The following is a 19090-nucleotide window of genomic DNA, read 5'->3' on the forward strand; positions in this document are numbered from 1 at the left end:
ACGTGAAATCGTCCGTTGCCTCAAGCGCTATGCGGCCCGGGAGGTCTTCCACCTGGTCAAACAGCTACAGCCAGGACCCCGCTCATAGGGGCTGTCGTGACAGATGAAAGGGTCAGGCGGGTGAGTGAGACACCGATGAACACCCTGCAATACCGCTTTGACGGGCCAGAAGACGCCCCTGTCCTGATCCTCGGTCCCTCACTGGGTACCACATGGCACATGTGGGACCGGCAGATACCGGAGCTGTCCAAGAACTGGCGGATCTTCCGGTTCGACCTGCCGGGCCACGGCGGCGCCCCCGCCTACCCGGCGGGTTCCGTAACCGAACTCGTGGGGCGGCTGCTCGCCACCCTCGACGGGCTCGGCGTGCAGCGCTTCGGTTACGCGGGCTGCGCGTTCAGCGGGGCCATCGGCATCGAGCTGGCCCTGCGTCACCCGGAGCGGATCGCCTCGCTCGCCGTGATCGCCGCCTCGCCCCGCTTCGGTTCGGCCGACGAGTTCCGGCAGCGCGGGGTGATCGTGCGCAGCAACGGGCTCGACCCGATCGCGCGATCCTCGCCCGAGCGCTGGTTCACGACCGGCTTCGCCGCCGCGCAGCCCGCGATCACCGAGTGGGCCGTGCAGATGGTGCGCACCACCGACCCCGGCTGCTACATCGCCGCCTGCGAGGCGCTCGCCGCCTTCGACGTACGCGCCGAGCTGGGCCGCATCGGCGTCCCCACCCTCGTCCTCGTCGGCTCCGACGACCAGGTCACCGGACCCGCCGAGGCCCGCACGCTGGTCGCGGGGATACCGGACGCCCGCCTCGCCGTCGTACCCGGTGCCTCGCACCTGGTCCCCGTGGAGCAGCCGGCGGCGGTCACCGACCTGCTGGTGCGGCACTTCTCCACCGCCTGGCAGCCCGCCTACGACTCGGCCACAGGCCAGATGGCCATCCCGGCGGCCCCGGTCAAGCCGGTGCTCGCGGCACCCCCGCCGGTCGGCCCCGTCGCCGAGATCGCCCCACCCGTCGTCCAGCCCGCGGTCCTGGGCAGGCCGGACCCCTACGACGCCGGGATCAAGGTGCGCCGCGAGGTGCTGGGCGACGCGCATGTGGACCGGGCGCTGGCCTCGGCGGACGAGTTCTCCGGGGACTTCCAGGAGTTCATCACGCGCTACGCGTGGGGCGAGATCTGGGACCGGCCGGGCCTCGACCGGCGTTCGCGCAGTTGTGTCACGCTCACCGCGCTGGTCGCGGGCGGTCACCTCGACGAGCTGGCCTTCCACACCCGCGCCGCCCTCCGCAACGGCCTCACCCCGGACGAGATCAAGGAGGTGCTCCTCCAGGCGGCCGTCTACTGCGGTGTCCCGGCCGCCAACAGCGCCTTCAAGGTGGCGCAGCAGGTCATCCGGGAGGAGACCACCCCCCAGGAGTGATCTTGAGCCTGGTGGTGGGAGCACCTGTCTCGGCAGCCCTCCGTGGCACCGGGAGGGGGAGGATGGACCCATGAAGCTCACGAAGAAGTCGCATGCCTGCATCCGTCTCGAGAAGGACGGGCGTGTGCTCGTCATCGACCCGGGGACCTTCACCGAGGAGGACGCGGCCGTCGGCGCGGAAGCGATCCTGGTCACGCACGAGCACCTCGACCACTTCAACGAGGACCGGCTGCGGGCCGGCCTGGAGTCCAACCCGGCGGCCGAGATCTGGACCCTGAAGTCGGTCGCGGAGAAGATCTCCGCGGCCTTCCCGGGCCGTGTGCACACCGTCGGTCACGGCGACACGTTCACCGCCGCGGGCTTCGACGTCCAGGTGCACGGTGAACTGCACGCCGTGATCCACCCGGACATCCCGCGCATCACGAACGTCGGCTATCTCATCGACGGCGGCCGCGTCTTCCACCCGGGCGACGCCCTCACCGTCCCCGAGCAGCCGGTCGAGACGCTGATGCTCCCGGTCATGGCCCCGTGGAACAAGATCGCCGAGGTCATCGACTACGTCCGCGAGGTGAAGCCGCAGCGCGCGTACGACATCCATGACGCGCTCCTGACGGACCTCGCGCGCCCGATCTACGACCACCAGATCGGCTCCCTGGGCGGCTCCGAGCACCTGCGGCTCGCGCCGGGGGCGTCGGCGGAGGTCTGAGCACCCGCAGGCGGGGGCGCCGGGCGGGCACGGCGACCCGTTGTCGTACCCGCCCGGTAGGTTGTGAGGCATGCGCATCGCGACCTGGAACGTGAACTCGATCACCGCTCGCCTCCCGAGGCTGCTGGCCTGGCTGGAGAGCAGCGGCACGGACGTGCTGTGCCTCCAGGAGGCCAAGGTCGCCGCCGAGCAGTTCCCCGTCGACGAGCTGCGCGAGCTGGGCTACGAGGCGGCGGTCCACGCGACCGGGCGGTGGAACGGCGTGGCGGTGCTCTCCCGCGTCGGCCTGGAGGACGTGGTCAAGGGGCTGCCCGGCGACCCCGGTTACGAGGGCGTCGAGGAGCCCCGGGCCGTCTCCGCGACCTGCGGCCCGCTCCGCGTCTGGTCGGTGTACGTGCCGAACGGACGCGAGGTGGACCACCCCCACTACGCCTACAAGATCCAGTGGTTCGAGGCCCTCAAGGCCGCGGTCGCGGGCGACGCGGCGGGCAGCCGCCCCTTCGCCGTGCTGGGTGACTACAACGTGGCGCCGACGGACGACGACGTCTGGGACATCTCCCTCTTCGAGGGGGCCACCCACGTCACCCCGGCCGAGCGGGCCGCCCTCGCCGCGCTGCGCGAGTCGGGCCTGTCGGACGTGGTCCCGCGGCCCCTCAAGTACGACCGTCCGTTCACGTACTGGGACTACCGCCAGCTCGGCTTCCCCAAGAACCGAGGCATGCGCATCGACCTGGTCTACGGCAACGAGCCGTTCGCCAAGGCGGTCACCGACTCCTATGTGGACCGCGAGGAGCGCAAGGGCAAGGGCGCGTCGGACCACGCGCCCGTCGTGGTGGACCTCGACGTGTGAGTGCCCCCGGGGCGCGCCTGTGGTGCGACCCGGAATGCGAATGTCACGCTGGGCGTATGAACATCCCTTTCCTCGGCACCTGGCGCAAGAAGCACGGTCCCGCCTTCGGAGTCGCGGTGTTCTCCGACGGTGATCATGACTCCGAGGGCGTCGCCGAACTCCTCTCCGAGTGCGAGCTGCTGCGCTCGCAGGCACATCAGGCGGGCGTCGAACTCGACGACTCCGTCGCCTCGTTGGAAGCGCTGGACCAGCTGCTGCCGCGCTGGCGCGACGACGAGGAGAGCCTGCCGTGGCTCGGCAACGACGCGGGGCTCTATCTCGGCTCGGTCATCGTGCGCACGGTTCCCGGCGCCCGCTGGGAGGTCTGGCCCAACGGCCACCCGGCGGTGCGGCTGGCCTCCGGCCGGGAGATCGATGTGGTCGCCTCCGGCCACACCTGGGCGTCCAGCGGTGCCCCCGAACTCTCCCAGTTGTACGCCGAGGTGTCGGAGGGGTAGCCCGTCCCGCCGTGACGGCGTAAACCAGAAACATAATAAATACGGCTAATGCCCGAAAAGTGCGTGTCGCGTATGGGGGGTCATCCTGCCCGGATAGTTTGCGGCTTCTGCGACACAGCTGAGAGTGGGTAGGGCCGGGCATGGCTGTCGATCCTCTGATCGAACTGCAGGACGTGAACAAGCACTTCGGCGAGTTGCATGTCCTCCAGGACATCAACCTCACCGTCGGCAAGGGGGAGGTGGTCGTGGTCATCGGCCCCTCGGGGTCGGGCAAGTCAACCCTGTGCAGGGCGATCAACCGGCTGGAGACCATCGAATCGGGCGCCATCAGGCTCGAAGGACAGCCGCTGCCGGACGAGGGCAAGGCGCTCGCCAGACTCCGAGCCGAGGTCGGGATGGTCTTCCAGTCCTTCAACCTCTTCGCCCACAAGACGGTCCTGCAGAACGTCTCGCTGGCCCAGATCAAGGTCCGTGGCCGCAAGAAGGAGGAGGCCGACCGGCGCTCCCTCGAACTCCTGGACCGCGTGGGCCTCGTCTCCCAGGCCCCGAAGTACCCGGCGCAGCTCTCCGGCGGCCAGCAGCAGCGCGTGGCCATCGCCCGCGCCCTCGCCATGGATCCCAAGGCCCTGCTGTTCGACGAACCGACCTCGGCACTCGACCCCGAGATGATCAACGAGGTCCTCGAGGTCATGCAGCAGCTCGCGCGCGACGGCATGACCATGGTCGTCGTCACCCACGAGATGGGCTTCGCACGCTCCGCGGCCAACCGTGTCGTGTTCATGGCCGACGGCCGCGTCGTCGAGGACCGCAACCCCGAGGAGTTCTTCACCAATCCGCGCAGCGACCGTGCCAAGGACTTCCTCTCCAAGATCCTCAAGCACTAGGCGGGGGAGTACGACCATGATCCGTACGACACGTACACGCCTCGCCGTGGCCGCCCTCGTGTGCATCGCGCTGCTGACGGCCGCCTGCGGCAAGGAGGGCAGTCCGCCCACCAAGGGACCGGCCGCCGGCAAACTGCCCCACTACCAGGTGGCGGAGGGCTTCGAGCTCCCCTCCTCGCCCACCTGGGAGAGGGCCAGAAAGCGCGGCTACCTCAACATCGGCGTCAAGGAGGACCAGCCGTACCTGGGCGAGAAGGACCCGGCCAGCGGCACCTACTCCGGCTTCGACATCGAGATCGCCAGGATGATGTCGGCCTCGCTCGGCTTCGACCCGAGCACCATCCGCTTCAAGACGATCGCCTCGGCCAACCGCGAAACCGCCCTGCAGAACGGCCAGATCGACTTCTACGTCGGCACCTACACCATCAACGACAACCGCAAGAAGCTCGTCGGCTTCGCGGGCCCCTACTACATGGCCGGTCAGTCGCTGCTCGTGCGCAAGAACGAGAAGGACATCCACGGCCCCCAGGACCTCGCCGGCAAACGCGTCTGCTCGGCGGCCGGTTCGACGCCGTACCAGCGCATCCGGACCGACTACCCGAGGGCGACCCTCGTCGCCTACGACACCTACTCGGTCTGCGTGGACAACCTGCTCACCTACCAGGTCGACGCCGTCACCACCGACGACGCGATCCTGATCGGCTACGCGGCGAAGGTGCCCGACGAACTCAAGGTCGTCGGCAAGCCGTTCTCGAAGGAGCCGTACGGCATCGGCGTGCCGCGCGACGACAACGCGCTGCGCTTCGCGCTCGACGACGCGTTGGAGGCCCGCGAGAAGAACGGCGACTGGAAGAGGGCGTACGAGGCGACGCTCGGGCTCTCCGGAGTGCCGGCGCCCACCCCGCCCGCCATCGATCGCTACCCGGCGAGCTGAGCGAGGCCGATGTGAACGTACTGATCGACAACTTCGACACCTTCGCCCAGGGATTCCTCGGTACGGTCGAACTGACTGTCTACGCGAGCGTGCTGGCCCTCGTGCTCGGCTTCCTGATGGCGTCGTTCCGGGTCGCGCCGGTCGGCTCCCTGCGGGCCTTCGGCACGGTGTGGGTGACCGTGCTGCGCAACACCCCGCTCACCCTGCTGTTCTTCGCCGTGCTGCTCGGGCTGCCCCGGTTCGGACTCGTGCTGCCCTTCAAGGTGTTCGCGGTCCTGGCGCTCGGCTGCTACACCTCCGCGTTCATCTGCGAGGCGCTGCGCTCGGGCATCAACACCGTGCCCAAGGGACAGGGCGAGGCCGCCCGCAGCCTCGGCATGACCTTCAGCCAGACGCTGTCCGTGGTCGTCCTGCCACAGGCGTTCCGGTCCGTGATCCCGCCCATCGGCTCCACACTCATCGCCCTCGCCAAGAACTCGGCGATCGCCGGGGCGTTCAGCGTCAACGAACTGCTCGGGACCTACAAGACACTGAGCGAGCTCGGCTACAACATCGTCTGGACCTTCATCTGGATCGCCGTCGGCTATCTGATCATCACCCTCACCATCAGCGCGATTTTCAACTACCTCGAACAGCGCTGGGGAGTCGCCCGATGACCACCACCGCCCCCGAATCCACCGCCCTGTACGACGTTCCCGGACCCAGGACCCGCCAACGGCACCGGCTCTACGCGGCCGTGTCCACCGCCCTGATCCTCGCCCTGGTCGGCTGGATCCTCTATCTCCTCTTCGACACCGACCAGTTCACGTACACGAAGTGGATGCCGTTCGAGTACAAGGGCATCCAGGAACTGCTGCTGCGGGGGCTGGGCAACACGCTGAAGGCCTTCGCGATGGCCGCGGTGCTCTCGCTGGCGCTGGGCACCGTGCTCGCGACAGGACGCCTCTCCGACCACCGTCCGGTGCGCTGGGTCTCCGCGCTGGTCGTCGAGTTCTTCCGCGCCATGCCCGTACTGGTGATGATCTTCTTCATCTTCGTGGCGCTGAAGGTGCAGCCGCTGCCCGCGCTGGTCGCGGGGCTGACCCTCTACAACGGCTCGGTGCTCGCCGAGGTCTTCCGCTCCGGCGTCAACTCCGTCGAACGCGGCCAGCGGGAGGCGGCGTTCGCGCTCGGCATGCGCAAGACCCAGGTCATGACGTACGTCCTCGTCCCGCAGGCCGTGCGGGCCATGCTGCCCGCCATCATCAGCCAGCTCGTGGTGGCCCTGAAGGACACCTCGCTCGGTTATCTCATCACCTACGAGGAGTTTCTCCACGCCGGGAAACTGATCGCCTCGAACCTCGACTACGATTTGCCGTTCATCCCCGTGGTGATGGTGATCTCGCCGATCTACATCGGGATGTGCATGCTGCTCTCCTGGTTCGCCCAGTGGGTGTCCCGGCGGGAGCAGCGCAGTCCCAAGACCGAGGCCGTGAATGTGGCACCGGCCGAACCAGGGACGCTGCTGCCGGGTGGGGGTCCCCCCACAGCCCCGCGACTGTAGGGGGAGCAGCGGCTCACAGGGCCAGACCCGGTCGGCGGCAGCAGCCGGAGATCACTGCTCGCGCAGGGGAACGGACACGTAGGACGGGTCGTTCGCCGGTGAGGAGAAGGTCAGCTGCGCGCCGGACGGGTTGTGCTCGATGTAGAGCGGGTCGACCGTGTCGACGACCAGGGCGAGCCGATGCCCTGCCGGGACGTCGTAAGCCGTGGAGTACAGCTCCAGGTCGACGCCGAACGGCTTTCCGGGCGTCTGCCCGTGGAAGGTGTACGGCGCGTTGCTGACCAGCTTGCCGAGGCCGAGCGGGCCCACGTCGTAGAGGTAGGCGACGAGGGTGCCGCTCTCCTCGGTCGGAGTGAGCGTGGTGTGCAGCGTGGTGGTTCCGCGCACTCGCTGGACGCTCGCGTACGTCTCCGACTGCCAGACGGCCGCCCAGCGGCGCGGCAGCAGCGGGATCGACGCCACCGGTGGCACCTGGGCGATCTGGTCGAGGATGCTGGAGAGGAAGATGATCCCGCCGTCCGCGCCCGAGTCGACGTTGGTGTGGATCGTGGTGGTGCCCGCGAGGGCGATCTTCTTCCTGGTCGCGCCGACCGACTTCCAGTCGGGGTAGCCCTCGTAGGCGCCGGTGGTGCGGGGCTTGAGCTGGACGGGCTGCTCACGGTCGATGCCGTTGTCGACGCCCCTGAGGTAGTGGTCGAACCAGCGGCCGGTGTCCGTCCACACGTCGTTGGGGAGTCCGAACAGACCGGTGATCTCGGCGGTGGCGTGGTCGCCGGGGCGGAACTCCAGACGCTTGGGGCCGGTCAACTCCTCGTAGAACTTGGCGTACTGGTTGGGCGGGAAGATCGTGTCGCCCCAGCCGTTGGCCATGAAGACGGCCGCGCCGTTCTTGTTGAGCTGGTCGACATAGGTCTCGGGGGAACGTTTCTTCCCCCAGGCGATCATCTCCTGCTCCTTCGACAGGTTCGAGGCGAAGAAGTCCCGAAGCGTCTGCTGGAGTTCGGCGCTCGGGCGCCCGGTGATACTCCCCGCGACACCGAGCAGGGCGGTGGCCTGGGAGTGCTGGGTGCGGCCCGAGTAGATCGAGTCGATGAGGTCGGCCCAGCCGCTCATGGCGGAGACCGCCTTGATCCTCTTGTCGTGCGCGGCGGCGAGCAGACTGATCCCGGCGCCGTACGAGACGCCCGCCATGCCGACCTTCTGGGCGTCGGCCGGGGTGTTCGCCAGCGCCCAGTCGATCACCTTGGAGGCGTCGGCCACGTCGGGCGGTCCCGCCACTTCTATCTCGCCGCCGGACTGCCAGAAGCCGCGCACGTTGTACGTGAGCACCACATAGCCGGAGTCGGCGAGCTTCTGGGCCTGTGCGAGGTACTCGACCTGGGGCAGGCCCCAGCTCGTCGGCATGACGAGGAGCGGATACCTGCGGCTGCCGTCGGCGCCCGCGGGGGTGACGACATTGGCCTTGAGGACCGTGCCGCCGTCTCCGGTGATGTCGACGAAGCGGACGCCGGCGGAGGCGGCCTGGGCGGTGGGGGCGAGCCCGAGGGCGGTACCGGCGATCAGGGCCGCGGATACGGCACCGACGGCGGACGTGCGCAGGGCATGACGATGGTGTCCCACGGGCCACTCCTCACTCGTGTCAGTAGAATGTGACCCGACGGTAACCTCGCTGCCTTACCGGAAGTAACCCGTCGGTAAGTTACGCACGGGTAAAGATTGTTGGATGGCCGTGAAATCTACGATGCACGGTGGGAGTTGCGGGCCGGCGCGGGTGTGGGCAGCGGGGTCTGGGCGGCCCGGGTCACGTCCGCGACAAGCTCGACGACATCGGGCCCGTACGCGTGCGAGTTCACCACCTTCAGCAGCAGTACGAAGGAGTTGCCGCCGTGCTTGCGTGCCAGCCGTTCGTGGTTGCGGGCGAGATAGCGGGTCGCCGCCTGGTTGGTGATCGCGCGCTGCCCGCAGAAGAGGAAGACGGGCCGCGTCCCGCGCTCCTGTCCCGCGATCAGCCGGGCGAGGATCACGTACTCGCCCTTCCCCGACTCCAGGAGGTAGCGCTCGCTGCCGATCTGGAAGGCGCCGCGGTCCGGGCCCGGTTCGGCGTCGGTGTTCACCTGGATGCCCGGGAGCAGGCTGTGAAGATGCGCGGCCATGCGGCGATTCGACGCCGGCCCGCCCACACAGAACTCGGTCCGCTCCCCGAACCCCTGCTGCGCGGCGTCGTGCGCGACGACCTGGGCGTGCGCGCCGCAGTCCTTGATCAGCGCGGCGAGTTCGAGCAGTGCGAACACGTCGAAGCGCATCACCGTGAGCTCCGGGCCGCCCGCCTCGCGGTTCACCACCAGGAGCGACTCGGAGTTGTCGGGCAGCCCGAAGAACGCCTGCTTGCGCCGGAGTCTGCGCTTCCAGAGGTAGGTGCGGGCGAGCCAGCCGAGCGCGGCGCTGATGGCGGCGGCGACCACGCCGAGGACGATGTTGCGCACGTCGTCATTCATGGGCGCGCATGGTATCGGGAGTGCGGACCGGTGTTCGAGGGGGTCCTGACGGGAGGGGCGCGGTGAAGTTACGCTGCGCGGACGGCTGTTGACTGGAGGTACGGATGCGTCGCCCTGTTGCGCGGAATCTGGCGGTCCTGGCGGTTTCGGCCGCGGTGGTGTCGGTCGGCGCGGCGGCGCCACCCACCGCCGGGGCGGCCTCCTCCCGTACCACCCCGGCCAAGGTGCCGGTCGCCGTCGGCTACGGCGGTGCCGTGGCCAGTGTCGACGCCGACGCCTCCGCCGCCGGGATCGAGGTCCTGAAGAAGGGCGGCAACGCGGTGGACGCGGCGGTCGCCACCGCGGCGGCCCTCGGCGTCACCGAGCCGTACTCCTCCGGCGTCGGCGGGGGCGGCTACTTCGTCTACTACGACGCCAAGTCCCGTACGGTGCATACGATCGACGGCCGTGAGACCGCGCCGCTGACCGCCGACTCGGGACTCTTCCTGGAGAACGGCCGGCCGCTCGCCTTCGCGGACGCCGTCACCAGCGGGCTGAGCGTGGGTACACCGGGTACACCCGCCACCTGGCAGACGGCGCTGGACAGCTGGGGCAGCGAGCGACTCGGGAGCGTACTGAAGCCCGCCGAACGGATCGCACGCGACGGGTTCACGGTCGACGCGACCTTCCGCTCGCAGACCGAGTCCAACCAGGCCCGCTTCAAGAACTTCCCCGACACCGCGAAGCTGTTCCTGCCCGGCGGCTCGCTCCCCGTGGTCGGATCGACCTTCATCAACCCCGATCTCGCCGGCACATACGAGGAGTTGGGCAAGAAGGGCGTCGGCGCGATCTACCACGGCGAGCTGGGCAAGGACATCGTCGCCACCGTGAACAAGCCTCCGGTGGACCCGGGTTCGGGCTACAACGCCCGCCCGGGCAAGCTGTCGTCGAAGGACCTGGCGGCCTACCGGGCGAAGCGGCAGGCGCCGACGCAGACGTCGTACCGCGGACTGAAGGTCTACTCGATCGCCCCCTCCTCCTCCGGTGGCACCACGGTCGGCGAGGCCCTCAACATCCTTGAGAAGACGGACCTTTCGAAGGCGAGCGAGGTCCAGTACCTGCACCACTACATCGAGGCCAGCCGGATCGCGTTCGCGGACCGGGGGCGCTGGGTGGGCGATCCCGCCTTCGAGGACGTCCCCACGAAGGAACTCCTCTCGCAGAAGTACGCCGACTCGCGCGCCTGCCTGATCAAGGACGACGCGGTCCTGACGAGCCCGCTCGCACCGGGTGACCCGCGCCACCCGGCGGCCTGCTCCACCGGCGGCACGGCCGCCCCGACGACGTACGAGGGCGAGAACACCACCCACCTCACGGTGGCGGACAAGTGGGGCAACGTCGTCTCCTACACCCTCACCATCGAGCAGACCGGCGGCAGCGGGATCACCGTCCCGGGGCGCGGATTCCTCCTCAACAACGAGCTGACCGACTTCTCCTTCACCCCGGCCAACCCGGCCGTCCACGACCCGAACCTGCCCGGCCCCGGCAAGCGCCCGCGCTCGTCGATCTCCCCGACGATCGTCCTGGACCGGCACAACCAGCCCGTGGTGGCGCTCGGCTCGCCCGGCGGCGCGACCATCATCACCACCGTCCTGCAGACCCTGACGGAGTTCCTGGACCGGGGTCTGCCGCTGGTGGACGCCATCGCCGCGCCGCGCGCCAGCCAGCGCAACGCGGCCCAGACCGAACTCGAACCCGGCCTGTACGACAGCGCCCTGCGGACCCGGCTCGAATCCCTCGGGCACTCCTTCAAGCTCAACCCCGAGATCGGCGCGGCGACGGGCGTCCAGCGCCTCCCGGGCGGCCAGTGGCTGGCAGCGGCCGAGAAGGTGCGGCGCGGTGGCGGCTCGGCGATGGTGGTGCGACCGGCGTCGTAGCGAGCGGCGCCCTCGCGTCCGTCGACGTCATGCGCCTGCGGGGATCAGCGTGCCGTGAGGATGCGTGGGCCCGTGTGGGTGATGGCTACCGTGTGTTCCGTGTGGGCCGCGCGGGAGCCGTCGTCGGTGCGCAGCGTCCAGCCGTCGGGGGCCGCGTGGAAGCCGTCGGTGCCGCCGCCGATGAGCATGGGCTCGATCGCGAGGACCATGCCGTGGCGCAGGGGGAGGCCACGGCCCGGGCGGCCCTCGTTCGGGACGGGCGGGTCCTCGTGCATGCGGCGGCCCACGCCGTGGCCTCCGAAGCCGTCCGGGATGCCGTACCCCGCCGCGCGGCACACCGTGCCGATGGCGTGCGCGATGTCCCCGATCCGGTTGCCGACGACGGCCGCCTCGATGCCCGCCGCGAGGGCCCGCTCGGCGGTCCGCACGAGCCGCACGTCGGCCACGCGCGGCTCGCCCACGATGAAGCTGATCGCCGAGTCGCCGACCCAGCCGTCCAGTTCGGCTCCGAAGTCGATGGAGACCAGGTCGCCGTCCCGCAACCGGTAACCGGTCGGGATGCCGTGCACGATCGCGTCGTTCACCGAGGCGCAGATGACCGCCGGGAAGGGGGTGGGCGCGAACGAGGGCCTGTAGCCGAGGAAGGGGGAGCCGGCGCCCGCCTCACGCAGCACCTGGTGGGCGACCTCGTCCAGCTCCAGCAACGAGACCCCCACGTCCGCCGCCTCCCGCACCGCCGTGAGCGCCCGGCCCACGACCTGCCCCGCCTCGTACATCTCGTCGATCGACGTGTCCGTCTTGAGTTCCACCATGCCAATTACTATACCGGTATTAGAATGTGGTCATGGTGCGTAACCCCCTGACCCCCGAAGAGCGCGAACGCGGCGAGCGGCTCGGGCAGTTGCTGCGCGAGGCCCGCGGTGGCCGCAGCATGGTGGAGGTCGCGGCGACCGCCGGGATCTCGGCCGAGACCCTGCGCAAGATCGAGACCGGACGGGCCCCCACCCCCGCCTTCTTCACCGTGGCGGCGCTGGCGCGGGCGCTCGGACTGTCCATGGACGACATTGATCACAGGACTCTGCGTCCAGTCCGAAAACTCCCCGTAGCCGTTCCGTAACACGAAGGGTGTTTTCTACCGGACCGGAGCACTCCAGTCGGGCGGGGAGTCGTGTGATGGCTGTAGAACAACTCCCGGGTCAAGTACGGGAGTTCGCGAGCTACCTGAGCGGGCTGATGAAACGGCTCGATCAGGACGGCGGCTGGTGCGCAGTGTTCTGGCAGCGCGACCCCGACGGCATGCGGGCCTGCCTGGACGGCTGGGAAGTGCCCCCGTGGGATGTCGTGGAGGCGCTCCTCCAGGACCTCGCCGCGGAGCAGGGTCCCCAGGTCGCGGCCCAAGAGGCCCAGCGCGCCCGTTCCCTGCACGGCGCCTCGCTCGCCGCCTACGACGGCCGGCCCGGCGGCCGGGACGCCCTCGGCGACCGTCTCGACGTCATGCTCCGCGAACAGCGCTACGCCGCGGAGCGCCAGGCCGAACTGAGCCGGGAGTTCCACGCGGCCACCACCCAGGAGGAGGCCGACACCGTCCGGCTCGACCTCGCCTGGGCCCACGACGACCACGAACGGGCCACCGCCCGATGCGTCGAACTCCGCCACCGGATGGAGAACCTGGACCGCCGCGCCCTGCGTACCCACGTATCGGGCGCGTTCGACTTCTCGGGGGGCGCGGGCGGGGATGTCGTCCGGGTGGGGGAGCCGGCGGCCCAGGGCCGCCCGGCGATCCCGGAGCAGTCCGGCCCGCGCCCGCGCTTCGCGGACCCGGCGGCGACCGGCCACTTTGCCCCCGCCCCGGCTCCCGTGGCGCCTCGCGACCCGGCGACCCCCGGTCCCGGGCCCTACGATCCGGCGGCCGCCCGTTCGGCCCTAAGCGATTCGGCGGCCGCCCGTACCGGCCCGTACGACCAGGCCGGTGCCGGCGCTGGTGCCAGTACCGCCCCCGGCTCGGGTGCCATCCCGAGCCCGGGTACCGCCCCCACCCCGAGTGCCGCCCCCGTCCCCGAGCAGCGCTCCAAGCGGCGCCCCCGCGGCAGCGCCCGCTTCGCCGGGATGATGGAGGCCGAGGCTGCCCCTGTGGCCGTCCCGGAGGCCGCGGCGCCGCCCGTGTCCGCCCCGGCCGCGCCGAGCGGCCGTACCCCCCGTGGAGCCCGTTTCGCGGGTGCCGCCGAGGCGCCGGCGCCGGCGCGGACCGAGGCGCCGGACGAGGAGGCGCGGCGGGCCACCGCCGAGACCGTCCAGACCCTGACCCGGCTGCGCCGCGAGGGCCGCAGCGGCGAGGCGCACGCCCTGCTCGTGGAGGTCGCCTACTGGCCCGCCGCCCGCTTCCCGCTGCTCGCCGCCGAACTGCACCGGGCGGGCCTCGACGCGGACTGGGCCACCCTGCTGTGGGAGGCCGCCTCGCTCCCCGCGGACCGGCTGGTCGGCGCCGCGGACGCACTCGCCGCGGCGGGCCGCAGCGCCGACGGCAGGCAGATGCTGCGCCAGGGCGTCGCCCGTCCCGCTCCCGAGATCGGGACCGCCGTGCTGAGCCTGGCCGACCAGGGGCGGCAGCGCGAGATCCGGGCGCTGCTCGACGCCTACGTCCGCGTCCGCACCCCGGAGGAGGCGGCCCGCAGCGCGGAGGCGGACCCCGGACGTCTCGTGCCGCTGCTGCTGGCGGCCGCCAAGGGTGTCTCGGAGGAGCGCCACTGGGACCTGGTGCACGCGCTGAGGGTGGCCGGCTTCACGGCCTGAGAGCGTGGTCGGCCGCACGGGCCGGGAGCGTGGCCGGTTTCGCCGCCCGAGCGATCCGGGAAGGCATTCCTGAGCCGGTCGAGCCGCCGCGGACCGGATCGACCGCTCACCCACAGGGGTGCGAAACGTGATCGACTCAGCGGGTTAACGGCGATGGTCTTGGCAAGGCTGTCCGCTGGGCTTACTTTCGAGCCTCTACCGCCTTTGTCTACGGGCGTAGAGGCTCTCTGACGTCCCGTCGAAGGAGCAGCTCATGGCCAACGTCGTACGCGCCGCTCTGGTCCAGGCCACCTGGACCGGCGACACCGCATCCATGGTCGCCAAGCACGAGGAGCACGCCCGCGAGGCGGCCCGGCAGGGCGCCAAGGTGATCGGATTCCAGGAAGTCTTCAACGCCCCCTACTTCTGCCAGGTCCAGGAGCCCGAGCACTACGGCTGGGCGGAGCCGGTGCCCGACGGGCCCACCGTCACTCGTATGCAGGAGCTCGCACGCGAGACCGGCATGGTCATCGTCGTGCCCGTGTTCGAGGTCGAGCAGTCCGGTTTCTACTTCAACACCGCGGCCGTGATCGACGCGGACGGCTCGTACCTCGGCAAGTACCGCAAGCACCACATCCCGCAGGTGAAGGGCTTCTGGGAGAAGTACTACTTCAAACCGGGCAACCTGGGCTGGCCGGTCTTCGACACCGCGGTCGGCAGGATCGGCGTGTACATCTGCTACGACCGGCACTTCCCCGAGGGCTGGCGGCAGCTCGGCCTGAACGGCGCCCAGCTCGTCTACAACCCCTCCGCGACCTCCCGCGGCCTCTCCGCCTACCTCTGGCAGCTGGAGCAGCCCGCCGCGGCCGTCGCCAACGAGTACTTCATCGCCGCGATCAACCGGGTCGGGCAGGAGGAGTACGGCGACAACGACTTCTACGGGACCTCCTACTTCGTCGACCCGCGCGGACAGTTCGTGGGGGAGACGGCCAGTGACAAGACCGAGGAACTGATCGTCCGCGACCTCGACTTCGACCTGATCGAGGAGGTCCGGCAGCAGTGGGCGTTCTACCGCGACCGGCGGCCCGACGCCTACGAGGGGCTGGTGCAGCCGTGAGCGACCTGTACGCACGCCACAAGGCCGTCCTGCCCGACTGGCTCGCCCTCTACTACGAGGACCCGATCGAGATCACCCACGGCGAGGGCCGCCACGTCTGGGATGCGCAGGGCAACAAGTACCTCGACTTCTTCGGCGGCATCCTGACGACGATGACCGCGCACGCCCTGCCCGAGGTGACGAAGGCCGTCAGCGAGCAGGCCGGGCGGATCATCCACACCTCCACGCTCTACCTCAACCGGCCGATGGTCGAACTCGCCGAGCGGATCGCCCAGCTGTCCGGCATCCCCGACGCCCGCGTCTTCTTCACCACCTCCGGCACCGAGGCCAACGACACGGCCCTGCTGCTCGCCACCGCCCATCGGCAGAGCAACCAGATCCTGGCGATGCGCAACAGCTACCACGGCCGCTCCTTCAGCGCGGTCGGCATCACCGGCAACAAGGGCTGGTCGCCGACCTCCCTCTCGCCGCTCCAGACGCTGTACGTCCACGGCGGCGTCCGCACCCGCGGCCCGTACGCCGATCTCGGCGACGCCGAGTTCATCGCGGCCTGCGTCGACGACCTGAAGGACCTGCTCGGCCACGTCCGTCCGCCCGCCGCCCTCATCGCCGAACCCGTCCAGGGCGTCGGCGGCTTCACCGCGCCGCCCGACGGCCTGTACGCGGCCTTCCGCGAGGTCCTGGACCAGCACGGCATCCTCTGGATCGCCGACGAGGTGCAGACCGGCTGGGGCCGCACCGGCGAGCACTTCTGGGGCTGGCAGGCGCACGCCGCAGCGGGCCCGCCGGACATGCTCACCTTCGCCAAGGGCATCGGCAACGGCATGTCCATCGGCGGCGTCGTCGCGCGCGCCGAGATCATGAACTGCCTCGACTCCAACTCCATCTCGACCTTCGGCGGCTCGCCGATCACGATGGCGGCGGGCCTGGCGAACCTCACGTACCTCCTCGAACACGACCTCCAGGGCAACGCCCGGCGCGTCGGCGGTCTGCTCGGTGAGCGGCTGCGGGCGATCTCCGTGCCGCTCGACCACGTACGGGAGGTGCGCGGGCGCGGGCTGATGATCGGCGTCGAGCTGGTCAAGCCCGGTACCGACGAGGCGTACCCCGAAGGTGCCGCGGCCGTGCTCGAAGCGGCCCGCCAGGACGGCCTGTTGATCGGCAAGGGCGGCGGTCACAACACCAGCGTGCTGCGCATCGCACCGCCGCTCTCCCTCACCGTCGCGGAGGCGGAGGAGGGCGCGGCGATTCTCGAGCACGCGCTGAGGTGTATCCAGTAAGAAGTTCTGAGCAAGGGAACGTGCCATGACCACCGCCACCGCCTTGGAACCCGCCCTGTCGGTACGCCAGGTCCTCGCCCTGGACCGGGTGCTCGCCGGAGAGCCCGAGGTGGTGGCCGGCGCGGGCCACCTCGACCGGTCCGTGCGCTGGGTGCACGTCGCCGAGGCCGCCGACGTGGGCGTGATGCTCAGCGGCGGGGAAATGGTGCTCACCACCGGGGTGCTGCTCGCGGGCGACCCGGACGCGCAGGCCGAGTACATCCGTTCGCTGCACCGCGCGGAGGCGGCGGCCGTCGTCCTCGGACTCGGCCGGGCCTTCCCGACCCCGCCGGACGTGATGCGCCGGGCCGCCGAGCGCTGCGGACTGCCCATGGTGGTGCTCCACCGGCCCTTCCCGTTCGCCGAGCTGACGGAGGAGGTCCAGTCCCGGCTCGTCCGCAGCAAGTTCGCGGCCGTGAGCCTCTCCGAGGCCGTACGGACCGCGCTCACCGGGCTCATCACCACGGGCGCACCCCTGCAACGGATGCTCGACGAGATCGCCGTGCACGCCGCGTGCCCGGTCGTCGTCACCAACCTCGCCCACCGCGTCCTCGCCACGGCGGGGGAGCGGTCCGCGGTGGACGACGTGCTGCGCGACTGGGAGCGCATCGCCCGGCAGGCGGGCGGCAGCGAGGGTGACGGCTGGATCCGCGCCGAGCTGGGCGGGCGCGGCGAGAGATGGGGCCGCATCGTGCTGTGCGGCTACCGGGGCGATGCCGCCACCGGGCGGCTGCTCGCCGACCGTGCCGCCGAGGCCCTGGTCCTGCACCGGATGCTGGGCGGCTCCGTGCACACCTGGGAGGAGGAGTCCGCACAGAGCCTGCTGACGGACCTGGTGAGCGGGGTCGTACCGGCGCGGCAGCTGCTTCCGAGGGCCAGGGCGGCCGGGCTGCCCGTCAACCGGCGGGCCTTCGTGCCGCTGGTGGTACGGGACGGAGACCCCGGGCAACTCGACCGTGTACTACGGCTGTTGGGGCTGCCGGGACTGGTCGCCGAGCTTGCCGACGGGGCCACCGCCGTGCTGCTCAGCCTCGCCCGCGATCAGGACGCGGAGGCGCTGGCCGCCCACTTCGCGCTGCGACTGCGCCATGAGACCGGCATCCGTACGACCGTGGCGGCGGCCGCGCCCCGTACCGCCTGGGACGACGTCCCAGGCGGCCTGCGTGAGGCCCTGCACGTCGCCGAGGCCGCCGCCGACGCACCCGCCGACCAGGACCAGCCGGTGCTCGTACGACTGCGTGACGTCCATCTGCGGGGCCTGATACGGCTGTTGCGCGATGACCCGAATGTCCAGTCCTTTGCCGAGCGGGAGTTGGACGGCCTGCTGTGCGGGGCCGATGCCGAGTCGGAGCTGCTGCCCGTGCTGCGGACCTACCTCGCGACCGGTCGCAACAAGTCCCGCACCGCGCAGCTCCACCACGTCAGCAGGCCCGCGCTCTACCGCCGGCTGGAGGCCATCGAGGCCCGGCTCGGCGTCGACCTCGACGACTTCGAGCAGGCCGCCTCCGTACACATCGCACTGCTCGCACACGACGCGCAACAACGGTGAAACACGGGACGGCTCAGGTGAAACATGGGACAACGCGGGGGTGACACCGTGGAACGGCACAGCGCCTCAGACGTGACACGGTGCAACTCAATGCGGCCGTCCGGGCTTTCTAGGCTCCTCGCACACCGAGCGACCGGAGGTCCCGATGAGCAGAGTGATCCGCGCCGCCGTCTTCCAGACTGCCTGGACCGGCGACAAGGAGTCGATGATCCAGGTCCACGAGCAGGCGGCCCGCGACGCGGCCGCACAGGGCGCACAGGTGATGTGCTTCCAGGAGCTCTTCTACGGGCCCTACTTCTGCCAGGTCCAGGACAAGGCGTTCTACGAGTACGCCGAGCAGATCCCCGAAGGCCCGATCGTCCGGCGCTTCCAGGCGCTGGCCAAGGAACTGAGCCTCGTCCTCGTCCTGCCGATGTACGAGGAGGAGCAGCCCGGCGTCCTCTACAACACGGCCGCCGTGATCGACGCGGACGGCTCGTACCTCGGCAAGTACCGCAAGCACCACATCCCGCAGGTCGAGGGCTTCTGGGAGAAGTTCTACTTCCGTCCCGGCAACGCCGGCTGGCCGGTCTTCGACACCGCCGTCGGCAAGATCGGCGTCTACATCTGCTACGACCGGCACTTCCCGGAGGGCTGGCGTGCGCTGGGCCTCGCGGGCGCCGAGATCGTGTTCAACCCGTCGGCCACCTCGCGCGGACTGTCCTCCTACATCTGGCAGCTGGAGCAGCCGGCGGCGGCCGTCGCCAACGAGTACTTCGTGGGCGCCATCAACCGCGTGGGCGTGGAGGAGCTGGGCGACAACGACTTCTACGGAACGTCGTACTTCGTCGACCCGGAGGCCCAGTTCGTCGGGGAGGTGGCCAGCGACAAGGAGACCGAACTCGTCGTCCGCGACCTCGACATGGCCAAGCTGCGCGAGGTGCGCGACCGCTGGCAGTTCTACCGGGACCGCCGTCCCGACGCGTACGAGCCGCTGACCGCGCCGTAGCCCGGCGGGGCCCTGGAGTCCGCCGGGCTTCCCGCGCCCCCGAAAAGGGGCGCGGGGCTGTGGCATCGCGCGGCTTTGCCGCTTGGGCGCGACCAGCCACGAGTGAC

At 70.3% G+C, this 19090-nt stretch carries 18 protein-coding genes; 15 read left to right on the top strand and 3 right to left on the bottom strand.

The genetic code is table 11. The features are described 5' to 3' along the window. Window positions 1-120: 120 nt before the first annotated feature. From pcaC to ABZ656_RS30745, 8 genes are all read left to right on the top strand, one after another. A complete protein-coding gene (pcaC, locus tag ABZ656_RS30710) occupies window positions 121-1416 on the top strand; it encodes a 4-carboxymuconolactone decarboxylase (protein ID WP_101401727.1) in 1296 nt (431 codons plus the stop codon). 70 nt (window positions 1417-1486) lie between these two features. Beyond that, window positions 1487-2122 (top strand): MBL fold metallo-hydrolase, encoded by a 636-nt coding sequence (locus tag ABZ656_RS30715; protein ID WP_075029634.1) that lies wholly within the window; start codon window positions 1487-1489, stop codon window positions 2120-2122. 70 nt (window positions 2123-2192) lie between these two features. Beyond that, window positions 2193-2972 (top strand): exodeoxyribonuclease III, encoded by a 780-nt coding sequence (locus tag ABZ656_RS30720; protein WP_101401728.1) that lies wholly within the window; start codon window positions 2193-2195, stop codon window positions 2970-2972. Window positions 2973-3028: 56 nt separating this feature from the next. Continuing rightward, the gene (locus tag ABZ656_RS30725; protein ID WP_067362458.1) at window positions 3029-3469 is read left to right on the top strand and encodes a DUF6278 family protein; all 441 of its coding nucleotides are present in this window, start codon (window positions 3029-3031) and stop codon (window positions 3467-3469) included. 140 nt (window positions 3470-3609) lie between these two features. Beyond that, window positions 3610-4353 (top strand): amino acid ABC transporter ATP-binding protein, encoded by a 744-nt coding sequence (locus tag ABZ656_RS30730; RefSeq protein WP_101401729.1) that lies wholly within the window; start codon window positions 3610-3612, stop codon window positions 4351-4353. Between the two features lie 16 nt (window positions 4354-4369). Further along, window positions 4370-5287, top strand: coding sequence for a glutamate ABC transporter substrate-binding protein (locus tag ABZ656_RS30735; protein WP_101401730.1), 918 nt, complete (start codon window positions 4370-4372; stop codon window positions 5285-5287). 11 nt (window positions 5288-5298) lie between these two features. Beyond that, on the top strand, window positions 5299-5943 hold the full coding sequence (locus ABZ656_RS30740; protein ID WP_360271958.1) for an amino acid ABC transporter permease: 645 nt from the start codon (window positions 5299-5301) through the stop codon (window positions 5941-5943). Then, window positions 5940-6830, top strand: a complete 891-nt coding sequence (locus tag ABZ656_RS30745; protein ID WP_101401732.1) for an amino acid ABC transporter permease — start codon at window positions 5940-5942, stop codon at window positions 6828-6830. Before ABZ656_RS30740 ends, ABZ656_RS30745 begins: the two co-directional genes overlap by 4 nt. Before the next feature lie 51 nt (window positions 6831-6881). On the opposite strand, the gene ABZ656_RS30750 is transcribed toward ABZ656_RS30745, so the two are convergent. Beyond that, window positions 6882-8450 (bottom strand): CocE/NonD family hydrolase, encoded by a 1569-nt coding sequence (locus ABZ656_RS30750; RefSeq protein WP_101401733.1) that lies wholly within the window; start codon window positions 8448-8450, stop codon window positions 6882-6884. A 116-nt stretch (window positions 8451-8566) separates the two neighbouring features. Beyond that, window positions 8567-9325, bottom strand: coding sequence for a hypothetical protein (locus ABZ656_RS30755; RefSeq protein ID WP_180362160.1), 759 nt, complete (start codon window positions 9323-9325; stop codon window positions 8567-8569). Window positions 9326-9429: 104 nt separating this feature from the next. Between ABZ656_RS30755 and ggt the strand changes: the two genes are divergently transcribed. After that, window positions 9430-11241: a gamma-glutamyltransferase gene (gene ggt / locus ABZ656_RS30760; protein WP_360271963.1), complete on the top strand. Its 1812-nt coding sequence runs from the start codon at window positions 9430-9432 to the stop codon at window positions 11239-11241. A gap of 44 nt (window positions 11242-11285) precedes the next feature. Here the strand turns inward: ggt and map are convergent, their stop codons facing one another. Beyond that, entirely contained in the window at window positions 11286-12053 is a 768-nt protein-coding gene (map, locus tag ABZ656_RS30765; RefSeq protein ID WP_212726536.1) for a type I methionyl aminopeptidase, read from the bottom strand. Between the two features lie 32 nt (window positions 12054-12085). Here map and ABZ656_RS30770 point away from each other — a divergent pair, with 32 nt between their 5' ends. The 6 genes from ABZ656_RS30770 (at window position 12086) to ABZ656_RS30795 (ending at window position 18983) form a co-directional block, all read left to right on the top strand. Continuing rightward, window positions 12086-12358, top strand: coding sequence for a helix-turn-helix transcriptional regulator (locus ABZ656_RS30770; RefSeq protein ID WP_067362435.1), 273 nt, complete (start codon window positions 12086-12088; stop codon window positions 12356-12358). A 56-nt stretch (window positions 12359-12414) separates the two neighbouring features. After that, window positions 12415-14031 (top strand): hypothetical protein, encoded by a 1617-nt coding sequence (locus ABZ656_RS30775; protein ID WP_360271968.1) that lies wholly within the window; start codon window positions 12415-12417, stop codon window positions 14029-14031. Between the two features lie 253 nt (window positions 14032-14284). Further along, window positions 14285-15127, top strand: coding sequence for a nitrilase-related carbon-nitrogen hydrolase (locus ABZ656_RS30780; RefSeq protein ID WP_101401736.1), 843 nt, complete (start codon window positions 14285-14287; stop codon window positions 15125-15127). Further along, window positions 15124-16407, top strand: coding sequence for an aspartate aminotransferase family protein (locus ABZ656_RS30785; protein WP_101401737.1), 1284 nt, complete (start codon window positions 15124-15126; stop codon window positions 16405-16407). The genes ABZ656_RS30780 and ABZ656_RS30785 overlap by 4 nt, the downstream gene beginning before the upstream one ends. 25 nt (window positions 16408-16432) lie before the next feature. Continuing rightward, on the top strand, window positions 16433-17995 hold the full coding sequence (locus ABZ656_RS30790) for a PucR family transcriptional regulator ligand-binding domain-containing protein (RefSeq protein WP_101401738.1): 1563 nt from the start codon (window positions 16433-16435) through the stop codon (window positions 17993-17995). Between the two features lie 145 nt (window positions 17996-18140). Further along, window positions 18141-18983 carry a nitrilase-related carbon-nitrogen hydrolase gene (locus ABZ656_RS30795; RefSeq protein WP_101401739.1) on the top strand — a complete coding sequence of 281 codons (843 nt, stop codon included), beginning with the start codon at window positions 18141-18143 and terminating at the stop codon, window positions 18981-18983. The last annotated feature ends 107 nt before the right edge of the window (window positions 18984-19090 follow it).

Origin of the sequence: Streptomyces sp. NPDC007095 (genome assembly GCF_040634475.1) — a bacterium.
Lineage (GTDB): Bacteria > Actinomycetota > Actinomycetes > Streptomycetales > Streptomycetaceae > Streptomyces.